Genomic DNA, 26522 nt, shown 5'->3' on the forward strand with positions numbered 1-26522 from the left:
GCGTACGAGACGGCGGCGTGGGCAGAGGCTCAGGCGACGAGGCCCGCCCCGCGCAGCTCCACCGTCAGGTCGTGCGGGTTCGACGCGGCCGCGAGCGCGTCGTCGTAGGTGATGACGTCGTCGCGCACGAGCCCGAACAGGTGCTGGTCGAAGGTCTGCATCTTGTAGAAGTCGCCGTCGCGGATGAGGTCCACCAGCGGCGGGTTCTCCTGCGGCTCGACGATCGCCTCGGCGGTCCGGCCCGTGTTGACCATGACCTCGACCGCGGAGCAGCGCCCGTTGCCGTCGGCGCGGCGCACCAGGCGCTGCGACACGATGCCGCGCAGGGACTGCGCGAGGGCGATCCGCACCTGCTTCTGCTCGTGCGGGGGGAAGAAGTCGACGATGCGGTTGATGGTCTCGGCCGCGTCGATCGTGTGCAGCGTCGACAGGACCAGGTGCCCGGTCTCGGCCGCGGACAGGGCCGCGCGGACCGTCTCGACGTCGCGCATCTCGCCCACGAGGATCACGTCCGGGTCCTGGCGCATCGCCGCGCGCAGGGCCACGGTGAAGTCCGCGGTGTCCTGTCGGACCTCGCGCTGGGAGACGATCGCCTTCTTGTCCTTGTGCAGGATCTCGATGGGGTCCTCGATCGTGACGATGTTGACCTCGCGGTACGTGTTGATGAGGTCGACCATCGACGCGAGCGTGGTGGTCTTGCCCGAGCCCGTGGGCCCGGTGACGAGCACGAGGCCGCGCGGCTCGAGCGCGAGCTCGCCGACCACCTCGGGCAGGCCGAGCTCGGTCATCGACTGGGCACCGACCGAGACCCGCCGGAACACCAGCCCGTACGTCCCGCGCGCCTGGTAGGCGTTCACGCGGAAGCGGCCGACGCCGGGCAGCGAGTAGGCGAAGTCCGCCTCCTTGGTCTCGCGGAACGTGTCCACGAGGTCGTGGGGCAGGACCTCCTCGAGCATGCGCGCCGTGTCGTCGGGCGACAGGTCGGGCGACTGGAGGCGGCGCAGGCGGCCGTCGACCCGCACCCGGGGCGCCGAGCCGACCTTGCAGTGCAGGTCGGACCCGTGCGTGCTCACGAGCGCGTGCAGGAAGGGGACGACGGACTGGATCGGCTCGCTCACGACCACAGACATCGGCCGCCGGTGCCCCCGACTTGAGCGGTGCGGGGCCCCGGCGGGCGCCGGGTGTGCGAACGGCGGCCCTGACCTGTGGGACGATGGTCGGCGAGAACCCGGTGCGTCGACGTCTCGCGCGTGCGCACCAGATGAACGAGGAGATCGATCTCATGAGCAAGCGCGGCCGCAAGCGTCGTTCCCGCAAGGGCAACGCTGCCAACCACGGCAAGCGCCCCAACGCCTGAGCGTCGGCGCGCAGCACCCGTCACGAAGGGCCCCGGAGCACGCTCCGGGGCCCTTCGTCGTCCGTCACGCCGGACGGGTGCTGCGGCGCCGCCCTCAGACCTCGTCGGTCGGCACGACCTGCAGGCGCATCACGGTGATCTGCTCGTGGATGCGCAGCCGCAGCCCGGCAGGCGCCTGCTCCTTCTCGCAGCAGCGCCGCACCAGGGCCTTCATGACGACCTCGAGCTGCTCCTCGTGCAGGCACGGCGTGCACTCGGCGAGGTGCTCCTCGACGCGTTGACGGTCCAGCACCTCGAGCTCGGAGTCCACGTACTCCCACAGCCGCGCCACGGCCTCGTCGCAGGGCAGGCCCGCACCGCACGGGTCGGCGGCCTGCTGCTGCTCCCCGTGCCCCTCCCCCGGCGCGCTCACCGCCCGGCCTCCGGCCCCGTCGGCGCGGCGGCCACGAGGCCGCGCTCGCGCGCGTAGTCCGACAGCAGCTCGCGCAGCTGTGCACGTCCGCGGTGCAGACGGGACATCACCGTCCCGATCGGCGTCCCCATGATCTCCGCGATCTCCTTGTAGGCGAAGCCCTCGACGTCGGCGAGGTACACCGCGATGCGGAAGTCCTCGCCGATGCGCTGCAGCGCGTCCTTCACGTCCGAGTCCGGCAGGTGGTCCAGGGCCTCGGCCTCCGCCGAGCGCAGGCCGCGCGACGTGTGCGACTCCGCCCGCGCCAGCTGCCAGTCCTCGATCTCCTCCGACCGCGACTGCTGCGGCTCGCGCTGCTTCTTGCGGTAGGTGTTGATGTAGGTGTTCGTCAGGATCCGGTACAGCCACGCCTTGAGGTTCGTGCCCGGTCGGTACTGGTGGAACGCCGCGAACGCCTTGGTGAAGGCCTCCTGGACGAGGTCCTCGGCGTCGGCCGGGTTCCGGGTCATCCGCAGCGCGGCGCCGTACAGCTGGTCGAGGTAGACCAGCGCCTCGGCCTCGAACCTGTCGGTGCGCGCGGCGTCGTCCTCCGACTCCGGAGCCCTCGTGGTGCCCGTGGGCAGGTCCTCGCTCATCGCCCACGAGCCTAGACCGCTCACCTGAGAGCCACCTGCGGACGCCCTGGGTGCGGCACCGAGGCCCACCGGCACGGCGGCGGCAGACACGTCGATGCGGGTCACGGGCACGCGCAGGGGCGCCGCCACGAGGACGGCAGGGTCGGGGGTGGGGACGACGGACGTCGTCGCGTCGTCCCGGGTCGCCACGGCACAGCTCATGGGGGCCACAACACGGACGCGCCGGTGCCGCATTCCCGCGCCCGACCAGCCGTCCGCGCCGGGCCGCACTAGCGTGGAGGCGATCACCGTGCCCGGTCCTGGTCCGGGACGTCGAGGAGGTTCTCGTGCTGCTGCGCCGCGTCGCCCGTCCGTTGTTCGCCTCGTGGTTCCTCACCCAGGGGCTCGACGCCCTGCGCCACCCGGCCGCGCACGCCCGCCGCGCGCGCGAGGGCGTGGCCGCCGTCGCGGACCGCGTGCCCGCCCAGGCCCGCACCGGCGTGGGCGGGCCCGTCGCCGACGTGCTCGAGGGCCGCCTGACGGACGCGCAGATGGCCACGGCCGTGCAGGCGCACGGCGCCGCGGTCGTCGTCGCGGCCGCGATGCTCGCGGTGGGCCGCGCGCCGCGGACGGCCGCGCTGGCGCTCGCGGGGCTGACGCTGCCCCTCGCGCTCGTCGACCTGCCGGTCGGCGGGCGGCGCACCCTGACGCCGCAGGCCCGTCAGGAGCGCACCGAGCGGTTCGTGCGCGCCGTGGCGTTCACCGGCGGTGCGCTGCTCGCCGGCATCGACCTCGAGGGGCGCCCCGGCGTCTCGTGGCGCCTCCAGCACGCGCGTGCCGACCGCGCGCGCCTCGCCCAGGCCCGCGCGGACGCCACGGCGTGAGCGCGCACGGCCTCGCTAGCCTGGGCGCATGACGACCCCGAGCACCCCCACCTGGTCGGCGCCGCTCGCCGACGGCCCGCTCGACGCGCTGGTGGAGGTGCCCGGCTCGAAGTCGCTGTCGAACCGCTACCTGGTCCTCGCGGCCCTCGGCGACGGCCCGAGCCGGCTGCGCGGGGTCCTGCGCTCGCGCGACACCAGCCTGATGGCGGACGCGCTGCGGGCCCTGGGCTCCCGGGTCGACGAGGACGGCGCCGACTGGGTCGTCACGCCCGGCCCGGTCCGGGGAGACGTCGACGTCGCGTGCGGCCTCGCGGGCACCGTGATGCGGTTCCTGCCCGCCGTCGCCGCGCTGGCGGACGGCCCGGTGCGGTTCGACGGCGACCCGCAGGCGCGGCTGCGCCCCATGGGGCCGGTGCTCGAGGCGCTGCGCGGGCTCGGCGTGCGCGTCGACGAGGACGGCGAGCCGGGGCGGCTGCCGTTCACGGTGCACGGGCGCGGGTCGGTCGCCGGGGGGCACGTCGACGTCGACGCGTCGGGGTCGAGCCAGTTCGTGTCCGGGCTGCTGCTCGCGGCGTCGCGGTTCGAGCACGGGCTGACGGTGCGGCACACCGGTGCGACGCTGCCGAGCCTGCCGCACATCGAGATGACCGTCGCGGTGCTGCGTGCGGCGGGCGTGACGGTCGACGACTCGCGGCCCGAGATCTGGCGCGTCGAGCCCGGCCCCGTCGCGGCGCGGGACCTGCGGGTCGAGCCGGACCTGTCGAACGCGGCACCGTTCCTGTGCGCCGCGATCATCGCCGGCGGCACCGTCCGGGTGCCCGGCTGGCCGGCGAGCACCACCCAGCCGGGCGGCCTGCTGCCCGGCATCCTCGAGCGCTTCGGGGCGTCGGTGAGCCTCGAGGGCGACGTGCTCGCGGTCTCCGGCACCGGTCAGGTGCACGGCGTCGACCTCGACCTGCGTGCCGCCGGCGAGCTCGCCCCGACGCTCGCCGCCCTGGCCGTGCACGCGGGCTCGCCGACCCGGCTGCGCGGGATCGCGCACCTGCGGGGGCACGAGACGGACCGTCTGGCCGCCCTCTCGGCCGAGATCACCCGGCTCGGCGGGCAGGCCGAGCAGACCTCCGACGGGCTCGTCATCACCCCGCGGCCGCTGCGCGCGGGCACGTGGCACTCGTACGCGGACCACCGCATGGCCACCGCCGGGGCGCTCGTGGGTCTGCGGGTGCCCGGGGTGCAGGTCGAGGACGTCGCGACCACGGCCAAGACGCTGCCGGGCTTCGTCGACCTGTGGGCCGCGATGCTCACGCCGGGCGCCGTCCGCGCGGGGGCCGACGCCTGATGCCCGCACGGGCCTTCGACGAGCGCGACGTCCGCATCCGCCCCGGCAAGGGCTCGCGGCCGCGCACCAAGCAGCGGCCCGAGCACGCCGACGCGCGCACCGCGATGGTCGTGGCCGTCGACCGCGGGCGGTACACCGTCCTCGTCGACCCCGGCGGCCCCGACGAGACGCGGGTGCTGGCCATGAAGGCCCGCGAGCTGGGGCGCCAGCGGGTCGTGCCCGGCGACCGCGTCGACGTCGTCGGCGACACCAGCGGCGACGACGGCTCGCTCGCGCGCATCGTGCGGATCGGCGACCGGCGCACCGTGCTGCGCCGCACCGCCGACGACACCGACCCCGTCGAGCGTGTCATCGTCGCCAACGCCGACACCCTCGTGGTGGTCACCGCGCTGGCCGACCCCGAGCCGCGCACCCGCATGATCGACCGGTGCGTCGCCGCGGCGTACGACGCCCGCATGGACGTCGTCCTCGCCCTGACGAAGGCCGACCTGGCGTCCGCCGACGAGCTCACCGCGATGTACGCGCCCATCGGGGTGGAGGTCGTCGTGACCCGCCGCGGCGACGACGGCGCGATCGTCGGCCTCGACGTGCTGCGCGACCGGCTCGACGGCGAGATCTCGGTGCTCGTGGGGCACTCGGGCGTCGGCAAGTCCACGCTCGTCAACGCCCTGGTCCCGGACGCGCGCCGGGCCATCGGGCGGGTCAACGACGTCACCGGCCGCGGCCGGCACACCTCGACGTCAGCCGTGGCCCTGGAGGTCCCCGGCACGCGCGAGCCGACGTGGGTCGTCGACACCCCGGGCGTGCGCTCCTTCGGCCTCGCGCACGTCGACCCCGCGCACCTGCTGCACGCGTTCGCCGACCTGGCCGCCGTGGCCGAGGAGTGCCCCCGCGGCTGCACGCACCTGGAGGGGTCGCCGGACTGCGCGCTCGACGAGTGGGTGGAGGCCGCCGCCGACGACGAGACGCGCGCCGCACGGGCCGCACGGCTCACCTCGTTCCGTCGCCTCCTGCTCAGCCGGCTCGGCACCACCGACGCGGACGCGCCCGACCGGCCCCGCTGACCGCGGCGCGCGTCCCGGCCTGCGCGCCACCACGGCCCCGGGCCTGCCCGCACCGGTACGGTGACCTGCGACGACGGCGACGAGGAGCGAGATGGCCCTGCACACCGGGTACGACGACGACCTGCGGCTGGCGCTCGTGATCGCCGACCAGGTCGACGCCCTGACCATGTCGCGCTTCCGCGCGCTGGACCTGCGCGTGGACACCAAGCCCGACCTGAGCCCCGTCACGGACGCCGACCGGGCCGCCGAGGACTTCATCCGCGGCCAGCTCGCCCGGGCGCGGTCGCGCGACGCCGTGCACGGCGAGGAGGGCGACGACACCGGGCACGGACGTCGCCGCTGGGTGATCGACCCGATCGACGGCACCAAGAACTTCGTGCGGGGCGTGCCCGTGTGGGCCACGCTCATCGCCCTGATGGACGGCCCCGACGTCGTGCTCGGCGTGGTCAGCGCCCCCGCGCTGGGCAGGCGCTGGTGGGCGGCGCAGGGCTCCGGCGCCTGGACCGGACGTTCGCTGTCCGCGGCGACGCGGCTGCACGTGTCGTCCGTCGCCCGCCTGGAGGACGCGTCGCTGTCGTACTCGAGCCTGTCCGGCTGGGACGAGCGTGGGCGCCTCGACGCGTTCGTCGGCCTGACCCGGCGCGTGTGGCGCACCCGGGCGTACGGGGACTTCTGGTCGTACATGCTGCTCGCCGAGGGCGCCGTCGACATCGCCACCGAGCCCGAGCTCGAGCTCTACGACATGGCCGCGCTCGTGCCGGTCGTGGTGGAGGCCGGCGGGCGGTTCACGTCCCTGGACGGCACACCCGGCCCGCACGGCGGCGACGCGCTCGTCACCAACGGCCTCCTGCACGACGAGGTGCAGGCGCTCGTCGGGCGCCGCTGACGTCGTCGCCGCGCCCGGCGCCCGCCGGCACCGTCAGACGCTGACCCAGCAGTACATCCCCGCGCGCGTCTGCCGGGCCTGCCGGGCGAGGTCCGCCAGGCCGCGCACGACCGGCAGCAGGTCGTCGGCCGTCCACGCCGCGAGCTCCTCGGTGCAGGACCAGGCCTGCGCGGCGTCGCGCAGCGCGGCCTCGTCGGCCGCGGCCAGGGCGACCACGAGACGCGGCGAGACGGGGACGACCATGCCCTCGCCGCCGTCCGTCGTCGCCAGCGGGTCCGGGTCGTCGACCTCCTCGTCGAGCCCCCGGACGATCTGCTCGAGCGTCCCTGCCGTGACGAACGGGTCGACGCCCTTCGCCTCGAACGTCGGCCACGCCGGCCCGCCGTCCGCGCCGGGCCGGCCCGGACCCCCGGCACGGTCGAGCGTCGCCACGGCGTCGGCGTCGGACGGGGCCACGAAGTAGTCGCACAGCACTCCCATGGCGCGCATCCTGCCCTGCCCCACCGACAGCGGCCGTCCGGCGCCGGGCGGGCGCGCGGCTCAGGCGGGCACGAGGCCGGCCGGTACGGCGACCGTCGCCCGGGCGCACGTCGGTCCCACGACGGCGCGCCCCGCGGCCGTCCCGGCGGCGTGCGGACGCAGCACCAGCGGGACGCGGTGCACGACCGCGCCCCCGCGGCGGACGACCACGGTCACCCCGCCCCCGGGCACCACGGCCGCGACGCCCTGCCACCGCGGCCCGGGCGCGTGCCCCGGCGTGACGCTCGCACCGCTGCCCGCCGGCCACTCGACGTCCACGGTCAGCGCGGAGCGGTCGGGCCAGGCGTCGTCGAGGCGCACGTCCACGCTCGTCGCCCAGCCGACGGCCGGGTGCCGGGCCGCGCCCGCTGCCGCCCGCACGAAGGCGCTCCACGCCGCGACGGCCACGACGCCGGCGGCGAGCAGCGTGGCGCGGTTCCGGTCTCGGACGTCCATGCGGGCCTCCCGGTGGCGGGCGACGACGGTGGCGCCACCCTGCTGCCCCGTCTGTGTCGTGGGACCGCCGGGCCTTGCACGCGCCCCGGGGCCGGCCGACGCCGCGCCGCTCAGCCGGGCAGGCCGAGCACCTCGGGGAGCTCGTCGAGGGACGTCACGACGTGCACGCCCGCGGCCCGCGCGGCGGCGACGTCCGCGTCGGTGACGGGCACGCGCCGCGGCCCGGGCCGGTCGACCCAGACCCCGACGAGCCCCGCCGCGGCCGCGGCGCGCGCGTCCACGTCGAGCTCGTCGCCCACGTACGCGGTGCGGGCCGGGTCGGTGCCCAGCCGGCGGCACGCCTCGACGAACACCCGCGGGTCGGGCTTGCCGATGCCCAGGGTGTCGACGCCCACCAGCACCTCGAGGTGCTGGTCCAGGCCCGCGCGGACGAGCTTGCTCGTCTGGTAGTCCGTCGCCGCGTTCGTCAGCGAGCCCACCACGAGACCGGCGCCGATCACCCGCCGCAGGGCGTCGTGCGCGTCGGGGTGCGCGGTCCACGCGCCCACGAACCCAGCCTCGAAGACCTCGTCCCACACGTCGTAGGCGTCGTCGTCGAGCACGGGCCCGCCGAACGCGGCGTGCAGCTCGTTGGCGCGGGTCATGCGCTGCGCGCGGTACGTCGTCTCGCCGCGGGTGTACGCCCGGTAGTGCCCACCGGCGTCCGCCCGCCACGCCGCCAGGGCCCGGGCGACGGTCGCCTCGTCGGCACCGGGCACGTACGTGCGCAGCACCTGACCGATGGCGACGGCGAAGGCCGCCCGCGTGTCGACGAGGGTGTCGTCGATGTCGAACAGGACCCCGTCGACGGATGCGCCGGTCACGCCAGGTCCGCGCGGAGCCGGGCGATGCGGGCGAGGGTCGCGTCCTTGCCGAGAAGCTCCATCGACTCGAACAGCGGCGGCGAGACCCGGCGGCCCGTGAGCGCGACCCGCAGCGGCGTGTACGCGAACCGGGGCTTGATGCCCAGACCGGTGTCCCCGTCGACGAGCGCGGCGGCCAGGACGTTCTGCGTGGCCTCGGTCGTGAACGCGTCGGCCGGCAGCTCGCCGAGCACGCGGGCGGCGGCGTCGAGCACCCGGGGCGCCTCCTCGCGCAGGGCGGCGCGGGCGTCCTCGGCGACCTCGACGGCGTCGTCGGCGACGAAGAGGAACCCGAGCATGCCGACCGACTCGCCGAGCAGCGTCATGCGCTCCTGCACGAGCGGCGCCGCCGCGTCGAGCAGCGCCTGCTGGTCGGCGGGCAGCCCCGCGAACGTCGCGGCCGGCACGAGGCCCGCGGCGTGCAGGTACGGCACGAGGCGGTCGCGGAAGTCGGCGGGCGCGAGCAGGCGCACGTGCGCGGCGTTGATCGCCTCGGCCTTCTTCTGGTCGAACCGGGCGGGGTTCGGGTTGACGTCGGCCACGTCGAACGCCCCGACCATCTCCTCGACGGTGAACACGTCGCGGTCCGGGGCGATCGACCAGCCGAGCAGGGCGAGGTAGTTGAGCAGGCCCTCGGGGGTGAAGCCGCGGTCGCGGTGCAGGAAGAGGTTCGACTCGGGGTCCCGCTTGGAGAGCTTCTTGTTGCCCTCGCCCATGACGTACGGCAGGTGCCCGAACTGCGGCACCGCCGTCGCCACGCCGATGTCGACCAGCGCGCGGTACAGCACCACCTGGCGCGGGGTGGACGAGAGCAGGTCCTCGCCGCGCAGCACGTGCGTGATCTGCATGAGCGCGTCGTCGACGGGGTTGACCAGCGTGTACAGGGGCTGGCCGTTGGCGCGCACCACCACGTAGTCGGGCACCGATCCGGCCTTGAACGTGACCTCGCCGCGCACGAGGTCGGTGAACGACACGTCCTCGTCGGGCATGCGCAGGCGCAGCACGGGCTCGCGGCCCTCGGCGCGGTACGCGGCCCTCTGCTCGTCGGTCAGGTCGCGGTCGAACCCGTCGTACCCGAGCTTGGGGTCGCGACCGGCGGCCTTGTGCCGGGCCTCGATCTCCTCCGGCGTCGAGAACGACTCGTACACGTGCCCGCCGGCGACGAGGCGTGCCACGACGTCGGCGTACAGCGCGCCGCGCTGCGACTGCCGGTACGGCTCGTGGGGGCCGCCGACCTCGACGCCCTCGTCCCAGTCCAGGCCGAGCCAGCGCAGCGCGTCGAGGAGCTGGTCGTAGCTCTCCTGCGAGTCGCGGGCCGCGTCGGTGTCCTCGATGCGGAACACGAAGGTGCCGCCCACGTGCCGGGCGTAGGCCCAGTTGAACAGCGCCGTGCGGATGAGCCCGACGTGCGGCGTCCCCGTCGGCGAGGGGCAGAAGCGGACGCGGACGGGACTGCTGGCGGGCACAGGACACCTCGGGGTGGGACGGGGACGGACGCGGTCAGCCTAGCGAGCGCACCGGCTCCTGGCCGTCACGGGCGCCGGCCGCCCAGACGTCCCCGGGCACGTCGCCGGGCAGGTGCGGGTTGCCGTGGCCGACGAAGCGGGCATCGGTCCCCGCGGCCCGGGCGGCCCGCAGGTCGGCGAGCACGCCGAGCGCCCACCGCGACAGCAGCAGGATCGCCACGAGGTTCACGGTGGCCATGAGCGCCATCGCGATGTCGGCCAGGGCCCACACCGTGGTGAGCGCGAGCAGGGAGCCGACGCCGACGGACGCGAGCACGAGGGTGCGCAGCGCGTTCAGCGCCCGGCCGCGCACGCCGAGGAACGTGAGGTTCACCTCCGCGTACGAGTAGTTGCCCAGCACGGAGGAGAACGCGAACGCGAAGACCAGGGCGCTCATGGGCGCGGTGGTCCACCCGCCGAGCTCGTGCGCCACGGCCTGCGCGGTCAGTGCGGCACCCGCGGACTGGTCGGTCTCGCCCGGGGAGTACACCTCGGGCCCGGCCAGCAGGATGAGGAACGCGGTCGCCGAGCACACCAGCATCGTGTCGACGAAGACGCCGAGGGACTGGATGAGCCCCTGCTTGGCCGGGTGGCTGACGGTCGCGGTGGCGGCCGCGTTGGGTGCCGACCCCATGCCGGCCTCGTTGGAGAACAGGCCGCGCTTGGCGCCGTTGAGCACCGCCGCGAGCAGTCCGCCCGCGGTACCCGCCAGCGCGCTGTCGAGCCCGAACGCGCCCCGCAGGATCTGCCCGACGATGTCGGGCACCGCCCCGAGGTTGAGCACGACGACCACGAGGGCGAGCAGCAGGTACGCGGCGGCCATGACGGGCAGGACGACCTCGGCGACACGGGCGACCCGCCGCACGCCGCCGAAGAGCACGGGGGCGGCGAGGACCACGAGGCCCACGGCGGTCCACGCGACGGGTACGCCGTGACCGGCGGCGAAGGTGTCGGCGATGGTGTTGGCCTGGACCATGTTGAAGGCGAAGCCGAAGGTGAGGATGAGCAGCACGGCGAAGACCGCGCCCCAGCGGCGCGAGCCGAGGCCGCGCTCGATGTAGTACGCGGGCCCGCCGCGGTAGGTGCCGTCGGCGACGCGGACCTTGAACACCTGCGCGAGGGTGGCCTCGACGAAGGCCGTGGCCATGCCGACGGCCGCGACGACCCACATCCAGAAGATCGCGCCGGGCCCGCCGAGGGTCAGGGCCACGGCGACCCCGGCGATGTTGCCGGTGCCGACGCGCGAGGCCAGGCCGACCGTGAACGCCTGGAACGAGGAGATGCCGCCCGCGGCGTCCTCGCGCGACGAGGCCACCTGCCGGAGCATCGCGGGGAACAGCCGCACCTGCACGAACCCGGTGCGCAGCGTGAACCACAGCCCCACGCCGACGAGCAGGTAGACGAGCCAGTACGTGTACAGCGCGTTCGTCAGCCAGTCGATCCCGACCTGCAGGTCCATGCGGCCACCCCCCGTGACGCCTGTCCGAGGAGACTAGGGGCGTCGCGGCGGGGCGACCAGCGGGGACGCGCGGTCAGCGCCGCACGACGGGGTTGCGCAGCACCCCGATGTCCTCGACCTCGACCTCGACGACGTCGCGGTGCTCGATGCGGCCCACGCCCGCGGGCGTGCCGGTGAGGATCACGTCGCCCGGCAGGAGGGTGAACACCTCGGACACGTACGAGACGAGGTAGGCGGCGTCGAAGACCATCTGCGACGTGCGGCCGTCCTGACGGGGCTCGCCGTTGACGCGGGCGGTGACGGCGAGGTCGACGACGTCGAGGCCGGGCACGACCCAGGGGCCGAGCGGGCAGGACGTGTCGAAGCCCTTGGCACGGGTCCACTGGTCGTCGGACCGCTGGATGTCGCGGGCCGTGACGTCGTTGGCGACGGTGAAGCCGAAGACGTGGTCGAGCGCGCGCTCGACGGAGACGTCCTTGGTGACCTTGCCGATGACGACGGCGAGCTCGGCCTCGTGCTCGACGTGCTCGGTCCACTCGGGGAGCACGATCGGGTCGTCCGGGCCGATCACCGAGGTGTTGGGCTTGAGGAACAGCAGCGGGCGGGCGGGCACCTCGTTGCCGTGCTCGGCGGCGTGCGCGGCGTAGTTGCGGCCGACGCCGACGATCTTCGACCGCGGGATGACGGGGGCCAGCAGCCGCAGGCCGTCCTGGTCGAGGCGGACCCGCTCGCCCGTGGGCTGCACGGGCGTGTAGATGGGGTCGCCGGTGATGACGACGAGCTCCTCGTGGCCCGGCTCGCCCTCGACGAGCGCGTAGCGGGGGTCGGACCCTGTGGTGATGAACCTGGCGATGCGCACGCCCCCACCCTAGGAGGTGCGCGCGGGGTTCAGCGCAGCACGAAGACGCTGAGCAGGAAGGTCCCGTAGAGCACGCCGGCAGCGACGGCGAGCACCTGGGACAGCCCCGTCCAGCGGCCGGCGACCGCGGCGGCGCCGAGCGCGAGCGCGAGGAGCACCCACACGAGCGTGTGCGCGTGGTCGACGACGACCTTGCGCACCCCGGTGGCGTCGTCGACCGCGACCCCGTCGCCGACCGTCGCGAACACCACCGCGACGACGCCCGCTGCCGCCGCCCCCACCGTGAACCACGTCCTGGCCGTCACGCGACCACCCCCTCCCGGCGCCGAGGATGCCAGAGCGGGCGCCCGTGCGGGAGGCCCGGGCGGCGCGGGCTCAGGCGCGGGCGACGACCTCGCCGTGCAGGATCGAGAACCAGGCGTCCTCGTGGGTGCCCCACTGGTGCCAGGCGTCGGCGAGCTGCTCGAGGCCGACCTCGTCGGCGAGACCGTGCTCGATGGCCTGGGCGGCGAAGTTCGACCGCACGCAGCGGTCGGCCCACAGGTCGGACCACCAGACGCGGTCGTGCGGGGTCGCGTAGCACCAGGCGCTCGCGCCGGGCTGGATGCCGGCGGGGTCGAACCCGGCCTCGCGGACCCAGGAGTGCAGCTTGCGCCCGGCGTCGGCGTCGGCCCGGTTGGCCTGGGTGACCTCGTGGTAGAGGGTCAGCCACTCGTCGAGGCCGGACGACGCGGGGTACCAGGCCATGCCGTCGTAGTCGGCGTCGCGCACCGCGACGATCCCGCCGGGGCGGGTGACGCGGCGCATCTCGCGCAGCGCGGCGACGGGGTCGGACAGGTGCTGCAGGACCTGGTGGGCGTGCACGACGTCGAACGAGTCGTCGGGGACGTCGAGCGCGTAGGCGTCGCCGACGAGGAACGTGACGTTGGTGGTGCCCGCGTCGGCGGCGGCCTTGGCCGCGGCCTCGATCACGCTCGGGGACGCGTCGACGCCGACGACCTCGCCGGGGTCGAGGCGCGCGGCGAGGTCGAGGGTCACGGTCCCCGGCCCGCAGCCCACGTCGAGCAGGCGCAGCCCGGGCCGCAGGTGCGGCAGCAGGTAGGCCGCGGAGTTCTCGGCGGTGCGCCACCGGTGCGAGCGCAGGACGCTCTCGTGGTGCCCGTGCGTGTAGACGTCGGATCGCGAGGTCACAGGGCACTGTAGGGCTGCGGGCGACCCGTTGCCCAGCCAGCGGAACACGGACGCTCACATCCTGGGACGTGCGGTGCTCGGCGCCGGGTTCCGGGCGCGCGCGGCCGCGGCACCCTACCGTGGGCGGGTGCGACGCATCGTGGGCCTGGACACCGCGCGCGGTGTGGCGATCCTCGGCATGCTGACCGCCCACGTCGGCCCCGACGACGGCTGGCGCACCGCACCGCCGGGCGGGTGGAGCCAGCTCGCCGACGGGCGCCCCTCCGCGCTGTTCGTGCTGCTCGCGGGCGTCGGGCTCGCCCTGCTCTCCGGCGGCGACGACCCGGTCCGCGGCACCCGGCTCGTGCAGGCCCGGCTGCGCATCCTCGTCCGCGCGGCCCTGCTCGTCGTGCTCGGCGCCCTGCTCGTGCGGCTCGGCACACCCGTCGTCGTCATCCTCGCCGTGTACGGCGGACTCTTCGCCGCCGGCACCCTCGTGCTGCGCTGGCCCCGGCGCGCCCTGCTGGCGGTCGCCGCCGTGTTCGCGCTGCTCGGCCCGGTCGTCCGCCTCCTGCTCGCCGGCGTGGCCGTCACCGACGCCGAGCCGCTCGACCCCGTCGCCGTGCTGCTCAACGACTACTACCCGGCCGTGGTGTGGATGGCGTACGTGCTCGTGGGCGTCGCGGTAGGGCGCAGCGACCTGCGGGCGGGACGCACCCACCTCCTGCTCGCGGGCTCGGGCGCCGCGCTCGTGCTCCTCGGGCACGGCGGGGCGTGGGCGGTCCGCCCGCTCGGCCTGCCGCCTGCCCTCGTCACCGCCGAGCCGCACTCCTCGACGACCTTCGAGGTGGTCGGCAACACCGGCACCGCCCTGCTCGTGGTCGCCGCCTGCCTGGCCGTCGGGGTGCGCTGGCCCCGGGCCCTGGCGCCGGTGACGGCGACCGGCGCGCTGGCCCTCACCGCGTACTGCGGCCACCTCGTCGTCCTCGCCGCGCTCGGGACCGACCTCGTCTACGCACCGACGCCGTCCACGTGGGCCGCCTTCTGCGTGGTCACGGTCGCCGCATGCTGGGCGTGGCACGCCCTGGTGGGCCGCGGCCCCCTCGAGGCCCTCCTGCACACCGTCTCGACCCGCGCCGCCGACACGGCCCCCGACCCTCTCCCGCCCCGCACCCTCCGCGCCCCCTCCGCCGACCCGGTGGTCGGTGACGCGCCGGAACCCGCCGACGCCACCGATGACGGGGTCGGCGAGGGTCGGGAGCACCGGCCCGCCACGCCGTGACCGTGATCCGTCGCGCGGAACGGGCGGGGTGCGTCGTCGACGACGGGATCGGCGGGGTCCGGGTCGGCGGGGCACGCGCGGGCGCGCGGCGTGGGGTGGGTGGCGGGTCAGGGCCAGGTGAGCGTGTGGGACCAGTCGCCCTGGGTGCGGGTGTAGACGACGCGGACGTGGGCCCGGTCCCGCGAGCCCTGCCAGAACTCCAGGCGGTCCGGCTCGACGCGCCACGCCTGCCACTGCCGCAGCACCAGGCCGGGATCGGCGTCGACGCGCTCGCGGGCGGCCGCCATCGCGTCGCGCATCTGCCGCACGGAACCGAGCCGCTCCCCCGGGCGCACGCCCAGCGCGGCCGCCCGCGACGCGGGTGAGCGCGCCAGGTAGTCGGCGGCGGACGCCTCGTCGCCGAGGTAGCGCGCCACCCCCTCGACCCGGACCTGCCGGACCACCGGCTGCCACCAGAACGTCAGCGCCGCCTGCGGGTTGACCGCCAGGTCGGCCGCCTTGCCGCTGCGCTCGTCGGTCGCGAACGCGAACCCGTCCGGCCCGACGTCCTTGAGCACCAGCACCCGGGACGACGGCCGCCCGCGCGCGTCCGCGGTCGCCAGCGTCACCGCGTGCGGCTCGGGCACCCCGGCGTCGCGCGCGTGGGCGAACCAGTCCGCGAAGAGGTCGTACGGGTCGGCCGGCACCGCCTCGGGGTCGAACTCGGGGGCGTGGCCCGTGAGGGCCGGCAGGGACCGCAGCTCGTGACGCACGACGCCACCCTGCCGCACCGGCGGCGCCCCGGCGAGACGGACCGACCTACCCTGGTCCGGTGACCGCCCCCGCACCGACGAGCCCGCCCGGCGCAGCACCGGCGGGCGCAGCAGGGACAGGCGCGACATCGTCAGGCGCCGTGCCCACGGACGCCGCACCCACGGTCCTGGACCCCGACGCCTGGCGGCCCCTGGCCGACGCCCACGCCGCACGCGCGGACGCCTTCACGGCCGGGCACCGCGAGCGCCGGTCCCGCCACGAGCGGCACGCGATCGAGGACTTCCTCTACGAGTACTACCCGACCCGGCCGGCGCAGCTGCGCCGCTGGCACCCCGGTGCGGGCGTGCGGCTGGCCCCCGGGCCGGACGGCCCGGCGCCGCACGCCGGGTGGCGCTGGTACCGGACGCACGACGACGGCACGGTCGGCCTGGACGTCGAGGCGTTCCTCGCCGACCGCGGCGAGGGGGTGCGCTTCGTCGCCGACCTCGTGTCCCGCACCGCCGCGCGCCCCGCGGCGACGGGGTGCTTCGGGCTGCACGAGTGGGCGATGGTCTACCGGCAGGGCGAGCACCGGCACCCGCTGCCCCTGCGCCTGGGGCAGGACGGCACGGACGCGGTCGTCGAGGCGCACCGGATCCGCTGCACGCACATCGACGCGTTCCGCTTCTTCACCCCGGCCGCAGCCCCCCGCAACACGCTCCAGCCGACGCGCGCGACCCAGCCCGCCCTCGAGCAGCCGGGGTGCCTGCACGCGAACATGGACCTGTACAAGTGGGCCCTCAAGCTCGGGCCGCTGATCCCGGGCGAGCTGCTGCTGGACGCGTTCGACCTCGCCCGGCGCATCCGGGTTCTCGACATGCGGGCGTCGCCGTACGACTGCACCGCGTACGGCCTGCCCCCCGTCGAGATCGACACCCCCGACGGCAAGGCCGAGTACGTCGCGGCCCAGCGCGCGTTCGCCGCCGAGTCCCAGGCCGTGCGCACCCGGCTCCTGTCCGCCGTCGCGACGGTCAGCGCCAGCCGAGCCCGGTGAGCCACTCCGCGCACGCCGTGGTCCAGGTGGCGACGTGGGGGGCGTCGTCGGCCAGGCCGAGGCCGTGCCGCCCGGTGGGGTACACGTGCAGCTCGGCCGAGACGCCCGCGAGCCACAGCGCCTGCGCGTAGCGGACGGCGTTCGAGACGGGGACGGCGTCGTCGTCACCGGTGTGCCACACGAACGCGGGGGGCGTGGACCCGGTGACGCGACGGTCGGCCGAGAGGGCGGACCGCGACGCGGCGTCGGCGGCGGGACCGAGCAGGGCCTCGACCGACCCCTCGTGCGCCTCGGCCTCGAGCGAGACGACCGGGTAGCACAGCACCGTGGCGTCGGGTCGGGCGTCGGCGTCCTCCTCGCCCACGGTCGACAGGGTCGCGGCCAGGTGCCCGCCGGCGGAGAAGCCGAGGACTCCCACGCGGGCGGGGTCGACCGCCAGGCCGGTGCCGCCGGAGCGGACCCAGCGGACCGCGGCGCGCGCGGCGTCGAGAGGGGCGGGGTGCAGCGGCTCGGTCGACCCCTCGGGGGCGACGGGGTAGCGCAGCACGACGGCGTGCACGCCGAGGCCGGCGAGCCACCGCGCGACGGGCTCCGCCTCGTGGTCGGCCGTCATCCGGTACCCGCCGCCCGGCAGGACCAGGACGAGCGGGCGCGGACCGCGGTCGGGGCCGGCCGCGGGGACGACGGTGACCCGTCCGTCGGGCACGGCGGGCGGCGCGGCGGTCACAGCGTCCCCGCGCGGACGGCGTCGACGCCCTTGTTGGCGAGCTGGTCGGCCCGCTCGTTGCCGGGGTCGCCCGCGTGCCCCTTGACCCAGACCCACGTGACCGCGTGCCGGGCCACCTCGGCGTCGAGGGCCTGCCACAGCTCCTTGTTCTTCACCGGCTTCTTGTCACCGGTCAGCCAGCCGTTGCGCTTCCAGCCGTGGATCCACTTCGTCAGCCCGTTCATGACGTAGGTGGAGTCGACGTGGAGCCGGACGTCGCACGGGCGCGTGAGCGCACGCAGCCCCTCGATGACGGCCGTCAGCTCCATGCGGTTGTTCGTGGTGACGGGTTCGCCGCCGAAGAGCTCGCGCTCCCGCCCGGCGGCGCGCATCCACGCGCCCCATCCCCCGACCCCGGGGTTGCCCTTGCAGGCCCCGTCGGTCCACATCTCGACCTGCGGCCGGTCCTCGTGCGTGTCGTCGTGCGTGCTCACGCGCACACCGTACGGCCCGCGGGGAGCGGACCGGGTGCGCGGCCGTCAGGCGGCGTGGGCGACGACCTCGTCGCGGACGACGCGGCGCAGGACCTTGCCGACCTGCGAGCGCGGCAGGTCGGGCAGCACGACGAGCCGGCGCGGCACGGCGTAGCGGGCCAGCCGGGTCTCGCACCACGCGCGCACGGCGGCCAGGTCGATCCCGGAGGCGCCCTCGTCGAGGACGACGGCGGCGACGACGCGCTCGCCCATGTCGCCGGCGGGCTCGCCGACCACGGCGACGTCGCGCACGCCGGGCATGGTGCGCAGGTGGTCCTCGACCTGCGACGGGTACACCTTGAACCCGCCGGTGACGATCATCTCCTTCATGCGGTCGAGCAGGACGACGAACCCGTCGTCCTCGACCTGCACGACGTCGCCGGTGCGCAGCCAGCCGCCGTCGAGGAGCTGGTGGGCGGTCTCCTCGGGCCGGTCCCAGTAGCCGGCGAACACCTGCGGGCCGGCGATCAGCAGCTCGCCGCGCTCCCCCGGCGCCACGTCGCGGGTCGGGTCCTCCTGGTCGACGACGCGGATGCGGGTGGACGGGAACGGCAGGCCGAGCGAGCCGGGGCGCCGGTCGCGGCTCAGGGGGTTGCCGAGCGCGACGGGCGACGTCTCGGTCATCCCGTACCCCTCGGCGACGATCCCGCCCGTGACCTTCTCCCAGCGCTCGGCCGTGGCGCGCGGCAGGGCCATGGCCCCGCTGATCGCGTACCGGAACGACGTGAGGTCGGCACCGGACTCCTCGGCGGCGGCCGCCAGGCGGTCGAGCATGGGCGGCACCGCGGGCAGGAACGTGCCGGGGCGGCGGCGCTGGGCGGCGAGCACGCGCGCGGGGTCGAAGCTCGGCAGGACCACGAGGGTCGCGCCGATGCGGGTGGCGTACGTCAGGCACAGCGTCAGGCCGAACGCGTGGAAGAACGGCAGGACCGCGTAGACGACCTCGGTGCCGGGCTCGGCCTGCGTCCACGCCTGGCCCTGCAGGGCGTTGGCGAGGAGGTTCCGGTGCGTCAGGACCGCGCCCTTGGGGGTGCCGGTGGTGCCGCCGGTGTACTGGATGAGCGCGACGTCGGCGCCGGCAGGCCGGGCGACGTCCTCGGGCAGCGGGCGCGCCCGGCGCAGCAGCCGGTGCCAGTGGGGCACACCCGCCGGGACGGCGCCGCGCATGGCGGCACGGGTGCGCCGCGCGGTCGGCACGGGCAGGCCGAGCGCGAGCCGCGACACGGTGGGCAGGTCGGCGCTCAGGTCGACGGCGACGACGTGCCGCAGCGCGGTGCGGGCCCGCCCGGCGAGCACGCGCGGCACGGCCTGCTCCCAGACGACGGCGACGGTCGCACCGCTGTCGGCGAGCTGGTGCTCGAGCTCGTCGGCGGTGTAGGTGGGGTTGTGCTCGACGACGACGGCGCCGAGGCGCAGCACCGCCCAGAACGCGACGAGATGGGTGGTGCAGTTGGGCAGGACGAGCGCGACGCGGTCGCCGGGGCCCACCCCGAGGTCGCGCAGCACCGCGGCGCCGCGGGAGACCTGGTCGCCGATCTGCGCCCAGGTGGTGGTGCGGCCGAGGAAGTCGACGGCGACGCGCGCGGGGTGCTCGCGCACCGTCCGCTCGAGGGTCGCGCCGAGCGGCTCGTCGGGCACGTCGACCTCGCGGGGGACGCCGTGGGGCCAGGCCGCGGGGACCGGGGCGTCCGGGGTGATCGTCACCGCTCCAGCGTAACTTACGGATGCGTAGGTTACGTGTCCGTAGCCTGTGCGTGCCGCGGGTGAACCGTGGCCCGTGGGAGCCCGCGTGGCAGGATCGTCCGGTGCCCCCGCCGACCGTCCCGCTCGCCCACGCCCCGACGGCGCCCGTGACGGTCCCGGACGCCGTGCGCGCCCTGGCCCCGGGCACCGACCCCGTGGCCGTCTGGGTCAACGCACGGGGCGGCCTGACGTTCCGGCTCGACGCGCACCGCTTCGTCAAGTGGGTCCCGGCCGACGCCGCGGAGCTCGACCTGGCGGCCGAGGCGGCCCGCCTGACCTGGTCCCGCGGCTGGACGTCGGTCCCCGAGGTCCTCGACCTCGGGCGGGACGGCGAGGGCTCGTGGCTCGTCACCGCCGCGCTGCCCGGCCGCAGCGCCGTCGACCCGGCGTGGCGCGACTCCCGCCCCGTCGAGGCCGCGACCGCCGTCGGGCGCGGCCTGCGTGCGCTGCACGACGCCCTCCCGGTCGACCTGTGCCCCTGGGCCTGGTCCGTGCACGAGCGCACCCGCCGCGCGGCCGAGCACCTCGACGCGGGCGACTCCCCCACGTCCTGGTCGGCCGAGCACCAGCACCTGTCCGCCGACGACGCGCGCGCCCGCCTGGCCGCACCGCCCGCGCCCGACGTCCTCGTGGTCTGCCAGGGCGACCCGTGCGCGCCCAACACGCTGCTGGACGACGACGGGACCGTCACCGGCCACGTCGACCTCGGGACCCTCGGCGTGGCCGACCGCTGGGCCGACCTGGCCGTCGCCGGCTGGAGCGCGAACTGGAACTACGGCCCGGGCCACGACGAGCACGTCTACGCCGGCTACGGCGTCGACCCCGACCCGGTCCGCATCGCCTACTACCGCCTCCTGTGGGACGCGTCGTGAGCGGCGGGACGCTCACCGGACGGCTGCCGTCCGGCGAAGACCCCGACGCGCTCGTCGAGGAGTTCACGGCGTGGGCCGGCGACCAGGGGCTCGCGCTGTACCCCCACCAGGAGGAGGCGCTGATCGAGCTCGCGACGGGCTCGCACGTGATCCTGTCGACGCCGACGGGGTCGGGGAAGTCCCTCGCGGGGGTCGCCGCGCACGCGGTCGCGCTCGCGCAGGGCCGGCGCTCGTTCTACACGGCACCGATCAAGGCGCTCGTGAGCGAGAAGTTCTTCGCGCTCGTCGAGGTGTTCGGGTCCGAGAACGTCGGCATGATGACCGGGGACTCGGCGGTGAACGCGTCGGCACCGATCGTGTGCTGCACGGCCGAGATCCTGGCGAACCTGGCGCTGCGCGACGGCCCGGACGCGGACGTGGGCCTGGTCGTCATGGACGAGTTCCACTACTACGCCGACCCGCAGCGCGGCTGGGCGTGGCAGGTGCCGCTGCTGGAGCTGACGCGCACGCAGATGCTGCTGATGTCGGCCACGCTCGGCGACGTGTCCTTCTTCGAGGAGGACCTGCGCCGGCGCACCGGGCGCGAGGTCGCGGTGGTGGCGAACGCCGAGCGGCCCGTGCCGCTGACGTTCTCCTACGTGGTCGAGCCCCTGCACGAGCTGCTCGACGAGCTGGTGCAGACGCAGCGGGCGCCGGTGTACGTCGTGCACTTCACCCAGAAGGAGGCCGTCGAGCGGGCGCAGTCGCTGCTGTCGACGACGCTCGCGAGCCGGGCGCAGCGCGACGCGATCGCCGACGAGCTCGGCGGGTTCCGCTTCGGGCCCGGGTTCGGGCGCACGCTCTCGCGGCTGCTGCGCCACGGCGTCGGGGTGCACCATGCCGGCATGCTGCCCAAGTACCGGCGGGTCGTGGAGCGGCTGACGCAGAAGGGGCTGCTACCCGTGGTCTGCGGCACGGACACCCTCGGGGTCGGCATCAACGTGCCGATCCGCACGGTCGTGCTGACCTCGCTGGTCAAGTACGACGGGCAGCGCATGCGGCACCTGTCGGCGCGCGAGTTCCACCAGATCGCCGGGCGCGCCGGGCGTGCGGGGTACGACACGGTCGGCGAGGTCGTCGTCATGGCCCCCGAGCACGTCATCGAGAACCGCAAGGCCCTGGCCCGCGCCGGGGACGACCCGAAGAAGCTCAAGAAGATCGTCCGCAAGCAGGCCCCCGCGGGTCACGTGAACTGGACGGACAAGACCTTCGAGCGGCTGCGCGACGCCCCGCCGGAGCCGCTGACGTCGAGCTTCCACGTCTCGCACGCGATGGTGCTGCACGTGCTCCAGCGCGGCCGGGACGACGTCACCGACCCCGTCGCCGTGATGACGCACCTGCTGACCGACAACCACGAGCCCGAGGGCGCGCGGGGCCGGCACGTGCGGCGCGCGCTGGACGTGTACCGGTCGCTGCGGGCCGGCGGCGTCGTCGAGCGCGCCTGGGTCGACGACCCGTCCGCACCGCGCGGCCGGCGCCGCACGGTGCGCCTGGTGGCGGACCTGCCGGCGAACTTCGCGCTCGACCAGGCCCTGTCGCCGTTCGCCTACGCCGCGCTGGACCTGCTCGACCCGCTGGACCCGGGGTACGCGCACGACGTGGTCTCGGTGCTGGAGGCCACGCTCGACGACCCCCGCCAGGTGCTGGCGGCGCAGGAGAACAAGGCGCGCGGCGAGGCCGTCGCGGCGATGAAGGCCGAGGGCGTCGAGTACGAGGAGCGCATGGCGCTGCTCGAGGGTGTCACGTACCCGCGGCCGCTGGCCGAGCTGCTCGAGGCGGCGTTCACGGCGTACCGGACGAGCAACCCGTGGGTCGCGGACCTCGTCCTGTCGCCGAAGTCCGTGGTCCGCGAGATGCACGAGCGTGCGGCCACGTTCGCCGAGTACGTCCAGCTGTACTCGCTGGACCGCACCGAGGGCGTCCTGCTGCGCTACCTCGCGGACGCGTACCGGGCGCTGCGGCGCACCGTCCCGGAGGACCGGCGCAGCGAGGAGCTCGAGGAGGTCGTGGCCTGGCTGGGCGACCTCGTGCGGCGCACGGACTCGAGCCTGCTCGACGAGTGGGAGCGGCTCGCCCACCCCGAGGACGAGCCGGCCGTGGAGAACGCCGACGACGTGCCGCCGCCGCCCGTCACGGCGGACCCGCGGGTGCTGCGCTCGCTGGTGCGGGGGGCGATGTTCCGGCGCGTCGAGCTGGTCGCGCGCGAGCGGTGGGGCGCCCTGGCCGCGCTCGGCGACGTCGACGCCGACGGCTCCCCCTGGGACGCCGACCGCTGGGCCGACGCGATCGACCCCTACTGGGACGACCACGACGAGGTCCTCACCGGCCCCGCGGCCCGCGGGCCCGCCCTGTTCCAGGTGCGCGCCGACGACGCGGCGCGGGTGTGGCACGTGCGGCAGGTCCTCGACGACCCGGCCGGCGACCACGACTGGCGGATCGACGCCGTCGTGGACCTGGCCGCGTCGGACGAGGCCGGCGAGATCCGGCTGAGCGTCGTCGCCGTCGGCGCCCTCTGACGGGCCCGCCGACCCTGCCTGCGGGCGCCCCGCGCGCCCGCTGGCGACCCCCGGTGAGGTGAGGCAAACCTGCATCGTCGCAGGTCAGGGCAGGCTTTGCTTCGATGACAGATCGTCAGCACGGGCCTACCGTGGCCGTATGACGACGATCGGCGAGCACCTGCGCACCCCCCTCGGCACCCCCGCCCCGGGGTCGTCGGCACGCGCCGACGACGCCCACCCGGCCCCCCACCACGCCGCGCAGCGCCTCAACTGGCTGCGCGCGGGCGTCCTCGGCGCCAACGACGGCATCGTCTCCATCGCCGCGACGGTCGTCGGCGTGGCCGGCGCCGCCGCGTCGACCGCCACGATCGGCCTGGCCGGTGGCGCGGCCCTGCTGGCCGGTGCGCTGTCGATGGCCGCGGGCGAGTACGTGTCCGTCAGCAGCCAGCGCGACGCCGAACGTGTCGCCGCCGCGGCCGGGCGCCCCATCGGCGGCGCCGACTCCGAGGAGGCGTTCACCAACCCCTGGCACGCCGCCCTCGCCTCGCTTCTGGCGTTCACCGCGGGAGGCCTCGTGCCGCTCCTCGTCGTGCTCGCGCCCTGGGCCGTGGCCTGGCGCGTGCCGGTGACCTTCGCCGCCGTGCTCGTCGCGCTCGTCCTCACCGGCTGGGCCTCGGCACGCTTCACCGGCGCCTCGCACCGCCGCGCGGTCACCCGCAACGTCCTCGGCGGCTCCGTCGCGATGGCCGTGACCTACGGCATCGGGACGCTCGTGGGCACGGCGGTCTGACGCCGCACAGGGCCCCGCGGGCCTAGCCTGGGCCCGTGGTCAGGAAGGACACCCGCGCGAGCGCGGGCACGCCGGCGCTCGCCGCGCTCGTCGCCGCCGGGGTCGCGCACACCGCGCACGCGTACACGCACGACCCCGCGTCGGACGTCGGGTACGGCCTGGAGGCGGCGCACCTGCTCGGGTTCCCGCCCGAGCAGGTGTTCAAGACCCTCGTCGCGGACGTCGAGGGCACGCTGACGGTCGCGGTCGTGCCCGTGACGGGCCGGCTCGACCTCAAGGCGCTCGCGCAGGCGGTCGGCGCCAAGCGCGCCGCCATGGCCAACCCGCGGGCCGCCGAGCGCGCCACGGGGTACGTGGTCGGGGGCATCTCCCCGCTCGGCCAGCGCACCCGGCTGCGCACCGTCGTCGACGAGACCGTCTGGCTGTTCGACACCGTGCTGGTCTCGGGCGGGCGCCGCGGCCTGGACGTCGAGCTCGCGCCCGACGCCCTCGTGACGCTCACGTCCGCCGTCGTGGCCGACGTCGCCGCCTGAGCGCAGGGCCGGCGCGGCGTCAGCGCCCGTAGGCGGCGAACGCGCGGTCGGTCGGCACGATCTGCTTGCCCAGCGGCAGCAGCGACACCGGGATGAGCTTGAGGTTCGCGATGCCCATCGGGATGCCGATGATCGACACGAACAGCGGGATCGCCGTGGCGACGTGGCCGATCGCCAGCCACACCCCGGCGACGACCACCCAGACGACGTTGCCGATCGTCGACCACGCGCCCGCAGTGGGCTTGTCGACGATCGTGCGGCCGAACGGCCACAGCACGTAGCTGGCGATGCGGAACGAGGCGATGCCGAAGGGGATCGTCACCACGAGCAGGCAGCACACGATGCCGGCGGCGACGTAGCCGAGCGCGAGCCAGGCGCCGGCGAGCACGAGCCAGATGATGTTGAGCAGGGTCTTCACGTCTTCACGGTGCCACGTGCGGGGGCCGTGCGGGATCCGGGACGGCCCTGAGCGGACCCTGGTCCTGCGGGTACCGTCGGGGACGTGCCCGACACCCCGCCCCCCGCCGACGTCACCGTCCCCGGGCCCGGTGACGGGGTCGACGGCCAGGACGCCGCGCAGGTGGCGCAGCGGCTGGCGACGGTGCGGGCACGCGTCGCCGGCGCGTGCCGGGCCGCGGGCCGCCCGCTCGACGCCGTGCAGGTGCTGCTCGCGTCGAAGACCATGACGGCCGACGCCGTGCGGGCCGCGCTGCACGCCGACGCCGAGGCCCGCGCGGCCGGATCCGGCACCGCCCCCGTGCTGCTCGGGGAGAACCGCGTGCAGGAGCTCGTCGCCAAGGCCCCCGTCCTGGCGGACCTGGCCCCGCGGTGGCACGTGATCGGGCCGCTGCAGTCCAACAAGGTGAACGCGGCCCTGCGGTGGGCGGCCGCCGTCGAGTCCGTCGCCGACGAGGACCTCGCGCGCCGCCTGTCGGACCGCGTCGCCGGCCGCGCCGAGCCGCTGGACGTCTGGGTGCAGGTCAACGTGTCCGGCGAGCCGACGAAGCACGGCACGACGCCCGAGGACGCCGTCGACGTCGCCGTGGGGGTCGCCGCGCTGCCCGGGCTGCGGCTCGCCGGGCTGATGACCGTCGGCGCGCGCTCGCCGGACGCCGCCGTGGTGCGCGCCGGCTACCGGCTGCTGGCCGGGCTGCGGGACGCGGTCGTCGCGTCGGGCGCACCCGGGACCACCCAGGCCCGGGGGCTGTCGATGGGCATGAGCGGCGACCTGGAGCTCGCGGTGGCGGAGGGGGCGACCGTCGTGCGCGTCGGCACCGCCGTGTTCGGCGCACGGCCCACGCCCACCAGCACCGCGGCGGCGTAGGCGCGGGCCGCGGCGCGGCGGCGCAGCAGCGGCACGCGCAGGGCCTCGCGACGCTCGATCAGCACGACCCGGCGCAGCGCACGGTCCTCCTCGGGCACGACCCACCCCCCGGCAGACGAAGGTGCCGGCCCGGGCCCCTCCGCCCTGGCCGGCGCAGGTGAGGAGACGCCGGGACGCGCCGTGATACATCGGGTGCGAAGATGCCGCCATGCCCTCCCCCGCCGTGCCCGACCCGTCCGACGGCCGACGGCCCCGGTGGGTGTACGCCGCCGGCGCCGAGCCGGACGCCCGGTTCTCGCTCGCCAACGAGCGCACGTTCCTCGCGTGGGCCCGCACGGCCCTCGCGCTGCTCGCCGCGGGCGTCGCGCTCGAGGCCCTCGCGCTGCCGATCCAGCCGGGGCTGCGCCTGGCGGCCGCCCTGGTCCTCGTCACCCTGGGGACGGTGTCCGCGCCGGCCGCGTGGATCGGCTGGGCGCGGGCCGAGCGGGCCATGCGCCGCGGCGACGCCCTGCCGGCACCCACGTCGTTCGCGGTGCTCGTCGTCGGGGTCGCGCTCGCCGGGGTGCTCGTGCTGCTCGGGGTGCTCCTGGCATGAGCGACGGCGAGGCCGGGCGTGCGCCGGGGCGACCCGCCGGGCCCGCCGCCGACCCGCTGGCCGCCGAGCGGACCGCACTCGCGTGGCGGCGGACGGCGCTCGCGCTGCTGGGCGGGTCGCTGGCCGCGGGTCGTCTGCTGCAGCCCACGCTCGGCGGGGCCGCGTGGGGCGTCGCCGGCGTCGGCGTGGTCCTGGCGGTGCTCGTGCTCGCGGTCGCGCACCGGCGCCGGGTCCTGGCGCGGGCCGACGTCCGCGACCCCGCGCACCCGCACGGCGTCGTGGGAGGGGGCCGGCTCGTCACCGTGACGGCCGCGGGCACCGCGCTGCTGGGGCTGTGCGGCGTCCTCCTGGTCGCACGCGGCTGAGCGACCGCCACGACCGGCGCGGCAGCGCCC

30 protein-coding genes are annotated in these 26522 nt (G+C 75.8%); 14 read left to right on the forward strand and 16 right to left on the reverse strand.

The window, feature by feature from the left end; translation table 11 throughout:
* Positions 1 to 29 precede the first annotated feature (29 nt).
* Entirely contained in the window at positions 30 to 1118 is a 1089-nt protein-coding gene (locus tag FBY24_RS00935; RefSeq protein ID WP_222117188.1) for a type IV pilus twitching motility protein PilT, read from the reverse strand.
* A gap of 164 nt (positions 1119 to 1282) precedes the next feature.
* Between FBY24_RS00935 and FBY24_RS19715 the strand changes: the two genes are divergently transcribed.
* Positions 1283 to 1357 (forward strand): 50S ribosomal protein bL37, encoded by a 75-nt coding sequence (locus FBY24_RS19715; RefSeq protein ID WP_099052597.1) that lies wholly within the window; start codon positions 1283 to 1285, stop codon positions 1355 to 1357.
* Positions 1358 to 1451: 94 nt separating this feature from the next.
* Here the strand turns inward: FBY24_RS19715 and rsrA are convergent, their stop codons facing one another.
* The gene (rsrA, locus tag FBY24_RS00940) at positions 1452 to 1769 is read right to left on the reverse strand and encodes a mycothiol system anti-sigma-R factor (RefSeq protein WP_142157283.1); all 318 of its coding nucleotides are present in this window, start codon (positions 1767 to 1769) and stop codon (positions 1452 to 1454) included.
* Entirely contained in the window at positions 1766 to 2605 is an 840-nt protein-coding gene (locus tag FBY24_RS00945; protein ID WP_370510955.1) for a sigma-70 family RNA polymerase sigma factor, read from the reverse strand. The genes rsrA and FBY24_RS00945 overlap by 4 nt, the downstream gene beginning before the upstream one ends.
* A gap of 125 nt (positions 2606 to 2730) precedes the next feature.
* On the opposite strand from FBY24_RS00945, the gene FBY24_RS00950 reads away from it, so the two are divergent.
* The 4 genes from FBY24_RS00950 (at position 2731) to hisN (ending at position 6556) form a co-directional block, all read left to right on the forward strand.
* Complete coding sequence (locus FBY24_RS00950; protein ID WP_142157285.1) at positions 2731 to 3267, forward strand: DoxX family membrane protein; 537 nt, start codon at positions 2731 to 2733, stop codon at positions 3265 to 3267.
* Positions 3268 to 3295: 28 nt separating this feature from the next.
* Positions 3296 to 4606 (forward strand): 3-phosphoshikimate 1-carboxyvinyltransferase, encoded by a 1311-nt coding sequence (aroA, locus tag FBY24_RS00955; RefSeq protein ID WP_142157287.1) that lies wholly within the window; start codon positions 3296 to 3298, stop codon positions 4604 to 4606.
* Positions 4606 to 5670 (forward strand): ribosome small subunit-dependent GTPase A, encoded by a 1065-nt coding sequence (gene rsgA, locus FBY24_RS00960; RefSeq protein WP_142157289.1) that lies wholly within the window; start codon positions 4606 to 4608, stop codon positions 5668 to 5670. Before aroA ends, rsgA begins: the two co-directional genes overlap by 1 nt.
* 91 nt (positions 5671 to 5761) lie before the next feature.
* Complete coding sequence (gene hisN / locus FBY24_RS00965) at positions 5762 to 6556, forward strand: histidinol-phosphatase (protein ID WP_142157292.1); 795 nt, start codon at positions 5762 to 5764, stop codon at positions 6554 to 6556.
* Positions 6557 to 6589: 33 nt separating this feature from the next.
* Here the strand turns inward: hisN and FBY24_RS00970 are convergent, their stop codons facing one another.
* The 8 genes from FBY24_RS00970 to FBY24_RS01005 all read right to left on the reverse strand — a co-directional run bounded on the left by FBY24_RS00970 (position 6590) and on the right by FBY24_RS01005 (position 13447).
* Positions 6590 to 7036 carry a hypothetical protein gene (locus FBY24_RS00970; protein WP_142157294.1) on the reverse strand — a complete coding sequence of 149 codons (447 nt, stop codon included), beginning with the start codon at positions 7034 to 7036 and terminating at the stop codon, positions 6590 to 6592.
* A gap of 60 nt (positions 7037 to 7096) precedes the next feature.
* On the reverse strand, positions 7097 to 7531 hold the full coding sequence (locus tag FBY24_RS00975; protein WP_142157296.1) for a hypothetical protein: 435 nt from the start codon (positions 7529 to 7531) through the stop codon (positions 7097 to 7099).
* A 110-nt stretch (positions 7532 to 7641) separates the two neighbouring features.
* Entirely contained in the window at positions 7642 to 8394 is a 753-nt protein-coding gene (locus tag FBY24_RS00980) for an HAD family hydrolase (protein ID WP_142157298.1), read from the reverse strand.
* Positions 8391 to 9899, reverse strand: coding sequence for a glutamate--tRNA ligase (gene gltX, locus FBY24_RS00985; protein WP_142157300.1), 1509 nt, complete (start codon positions 9897 to 9899; stop codon positions 8391 to 8393). Before gltX ends, FBY24_RS00980 begins: the two co-directional genes overlap by 4 nt.
* 34 nt (positions 9900 to 9933) lie before the next feature.
* Complete coding sequence (locus FBY24_RS00990; protein WP_142157302.1) at positions 9934 to 11397, reverse strand: sodium:alanine symporter family protein; 1464 nt, start codon at positions 11395 to 11397, stop codon at positions 9934 to 9936.
* A 73-nt stretch (positions 11398 to 11470) separates the two neighbouring features.
* Positions 11471 to 12256 (reverse strand): fumarylacetoacetate hydrolase family protein, encoded by a 786-nt coding sequence (locus tag FBY24_RS00995; RefSeq protein ID WP_142157304.1) that lies wholly within the window; start codon positions 12254 to 12256, stop codon positions 11471 to 11473.
* A gap of 29 nt (positions 12257 to 12285) precedes the next feature.
* Positions 12286 to 12561 carry a hypothetical protein gene (locus FBY24_RS01000; RefSeq protein ID WP_142157306.1) on the reverse strand — a complete coding sequence of 92 codons (276 nt, stop codon included), beginning with the start codon at positions 12559 to 12561 and terminating at the stop codon, positions 12286 to 12288.
* Positions 12562 to 12631: 70 nt separating this feature from the next.
* Positions 12632 to 13447 carry a methyltransferase domain-containing protein gene (locus tag FBY24_RS01005; protein WP_142157308.1) on the reverse strand — a complete coding sequence of 272 codons (816 nt, stop codon included), beginning with the start codon at positions 13445 to 13447 and terminating at the stop codon, positions 12632 to 12634.
* A 127-nt stretch (positions 13448 to 13574) separates the two neighbouring features.
* Between FBY24_RS01005 and FBY24_RS01010 the strand changes: the two genes are divergently transcribed.
* Positions 13575 to 14708 (forward strand): heparan-alpha-glucosaminide N-acetyltransferase domain-containing protein, encoded by a 1134-nt coding sequence (locus FBY24_RS01010; RefSeq protein WP_174243457.1) that lies wholly within the window; start codon positions 13575 to 13577, stop codon positions 14706 to 14708.
* Positions 14709 to 14815: 107 nt separating this feature from the next.
* Here FBY24_RS01010 and FBY24_RS01015 read toward each other — a convergent pair whose 3' ends face one another.
* Positions 14816 to 15460 (reverse strand): pyridoxal 5'-phosphate synthase, encoded by a 645-nt coding sequence (locus tag FBY24_RS01015; protein WP_255432143.1) that lies wholly within the window; start codon positions 15458 to 15460, stop codon positions 14816 to 14818.
* 140 nt (positions 15461 to 15600) lie between these two features.
* On the opposite strand from FBY24_RS01015, the gene FBY24_RS01020 reads away from it, so the two are divergent.
* The gene (locus FBY24_RS01020; protein WP_142157312.1) at positions 15601 to 16494 is read left to right on the forward strand and encodes a 3-methyladenine DNA glycosylase; all 894 of its coding nucleotides are present in this window, start codon (positions 15601 to 15603) and stop codon (positions 16492 to 16494) included.
* Here FBY24_RS01020 and FBY24_RS01025 read toward each other — a convergent pair.
* The 3 genes from FBY24_RS01025 to FBY24_RS01035 all read right to left on the reverse strand — a co-directional run bounded on the left by FBY24_RS01025 (position 16472) and on the right by FBY24_RS01035 (position 19437).
* Complete coding sequence (locus FBY24_RS01025; RefSeq protein WP_255432144.1) at positions 16472 to 17221, reverse strand: alpha/beta hydrolase; 750 nt, start codon at positions 17219 to 17221, stop codon at positions 16472 to 16474. The two genes, FBY24_RS01020 and FBY24_RS01025, sit on opposite strands and share 23 nt — an antisense overlap.
* Positions 17218 to 17649 carry a ribonuclease HI gene (rnhA, locus tag FBY24_RS01030; RefSeq protein WP_140460283.1) on the reverse strand — a complete coding sequence of 144 codons (432 nt, stop codon included), beginning with the start codon at positions 17647 to 17649 and terminating at the stop codon, positions 17218 to 17220. Before rnhA ends, FBY24_RS01025 begins: the two co-directional genes overlap by 4 nt.
* A gap of 90 nt (positions 17650 to 17739) precedes the next feature.
* A complete protein-coding gene (locus tag FBY24_RS01035; protein WP_370510956.1) occupies positions 17740 to 19437 on the reverse strand; it encodes an AMP-binding protein in 1698 nt (565 codons plus the stop codon).
* Positions 19438 to 19538: 101 nt separating this feature from the next.
* On the opposite strand from FBY24_RS01035, the gene FBY24_RS01040 reads away from it, so the two are divergent.
* The 4 genes from FBY24_RS01040 to ybaK all read left to right on the forward strand — a co-directional run bounded on the left by FBY24_RS01040 (position 19539) and on the right by ybaK (position 24208).
* A complete protein-coding gene (locus FBY24_RS01040) occupies positions 19539 to 20348 on the forward strand; it encodes an aminoglycoside 3'-phosphotransferase (RefSeq protein ID WP_255432145.1) in 810 nt (269 codons plus the stop codon).
* Positions 20345 to 22903 (forward strand): RNA helicase, encoded by a 2559-nt coding sequence (locus FBY24_RS01045; protein WP_255432146.1) that lies wholly within the window; start codon positions 20345 to 20347, stop codon positions 22901 to 22903. Before FBY24_RS01040 ends, FBY24_RS01045 begins: the two co-directional genes overlap by 4 nt.
* A gap of 139 nt (positions 22904 to 23042) precedes the next feature.
* Positions 23043 to 23675: a VIT1/CCC1 transporter family protein gene (locus FBY24_RS01050; protein WP_142157319.1), complete on the forward strand. Its 633-nt coding sequence runs from the start codon at positions 23043 to 23045 to the stop codon at positions 23673 to 23675.
* 35 nt (positions 23676 to 23710) lie between these two features.
* A complete protein-coding gene (ybaK, locus tag FBY24_RS01055; RefSeq protein ID WP_142157321.1) occupies positions 23711 to 24208 on the forward strand; it encodes a Cys-tRNA(Pro) deacylase in 498 nt (165 codons plus the stop codon).
* 19 nt (positions 24209 to 24227) lie between these two features.
* On the opposite strand, the gene FBY24_RS01060 is transcribed toward ybaK, so the two are convergent.
* A complete protein-coding gene (locus FBY24_RS01060; RefSeq protein WP_142157323.1) occupies positions 24228 to 24626 on the reverse strand; it encodes a YccF domain-containing protein in 399 nt (132 codons plus the stop codon).
* Positions 24627 to 24788: 162 nt separating this feature from the next.
* Between FBY24_RS01060 and FBY24_RS01065 the strand changes: the two genes are divergently transcribed.
* The 3 genes from FBY24_RS01065 (at position 24789) to FBY24_RS01075 (ending at position 26492) form a co-directional block, all read left to right on the forward strand.
* Complete coding sequence (locus FBY24_RS01065; RefSeq protein ID WP_142163001.1) at positions 24789 to 25532, forward strand: YggS family pyridoxal phosphate-dependent enzyme; 744 nt, start codon at positions 24789 to 24791, stop codon at positions 25530 to 25532.
* Between the two features lie 208 nt (positions 25533 to 25740).
* Positions 25741 to 26127 carry a YidH family protein gene (locus FBY24_RS01070; RefSeq protein ID WP_142157325.1) on the forward strand — a complete coding sequence of 129 codons (387 nt, stop codon included), beginning with the start codon at positions 25741 to 25743 and terminating at the stop codon, positions 26125 to 26127.
* Positions 26124 to 26492: a DUF202 domain-containing protein gene (locus FBY24_RS01075; RefSeq protein ID WP_142157327.1), complete on the forward strand. Its 369-nt coding sequence runs from the start codon at positions 26124 to 26126 to the stop codon at positions 26490 to 26492. Before FBY24_RS01070 ends, FBY24_RS01075 begins: the two co-directional genes overlap by 4 nt.
* The last annotated feature ends 30 nt before the right edge of the window (positions 26493 to 26522 follow it).

The sequence above is a fragment of the Cellulomonas sp. SLBN-39 genome, from assembly GCF_006715865.1.
Classification (GTDB): Bacteria; Actinomycetota; Actinomycetes; order Actinomycetales; family Cellulomonadaceae; genus Cellulomonas.

What these genes read in the sequence shown, in the direction of transcription:
- rnhA (WP_140460283.1), bottom strand. Translation starts at nt 17,649, where the DNA reads ATGTGGACCGACGGGGCCTGCAAGGGCAACCCCGGGGTCGGGGGATGG.
- hisN (WP_142157292.1), top strand. Translation starts at nt 5,762, where the DNA reads ATGGCCCTGCACACCGGGTACGACGACGACCTGCGGCTGGCGCTCGTG.
- FBY24_RS00970 (WP_142157294.1), bottom strand. Translation starts at nt 7,036, where the DNA reads ATGGGAGTGCTGTGCGACTACTTCGTGGCCCCGTCCGACGCCGACGCC.
- FBY24_RS01075 (WP_142157327.1), top strand. Translation starts at nt 26,124, where the DNA reads ATGAGCGACGGCGAGGCCGGGCGTGCGCCGGGGCGACCCGCCGGGCCC.
- FBY24_RS00975 (WP_142157296.1), bottom strand. Translation starts at nt 7,531, where the DNA reads ATGGACGTCCGAGACCGGAACCGCGCCACGCTGCTCGCCGCCGGCGTC.
- FBY24_RS01070 (WP_142157325.1), top strand. Translation starts at nt 25,741, where the DNA reads ATGCCCTCCCCCGCCGTGCCCGACCCGTCCGACGGCCGACGGCCCCGG.
- aroA (WP_142157287.1), top strand. Translation starts at nt 3,296, where the DNA reads ATGACGACCCCGAGCACCCCCACCTGGTCGGCGCCGCTCGCCGACGGC.
- FBY24_RS00990 (WP_142157302.1), bottom strand. Translation starts at nt 11,397, where the DNA reads ATGGACCTGCAGGTCGGGATCGACTGGCTGACGAACGCGCTGTACACG.
- rsgA (WP_142157289.1), top strand. Translation starts at nt 4,606, where the DNA reads ATGCCCGCACGGGCCTTCGACGAGCGCGACGTCCGCATCCGCCCCGGC.
- FBY24_RS01050 (WP_142157319.1), top strand. Translation starts at nt 23,043, where the DNA reads ATGACGACGATCGGCGAGCACCTGCGCACCCCCCTCGGCACCCCCGCC.
- FBY24_RS00945 (WP_370510955.1), bottom strand. Translation starts at nt 2,605, where the DNA reads ATGAGCTGTGCCGTGGCGACCCGGGACGACGCGACGACGTCCGTCGTC.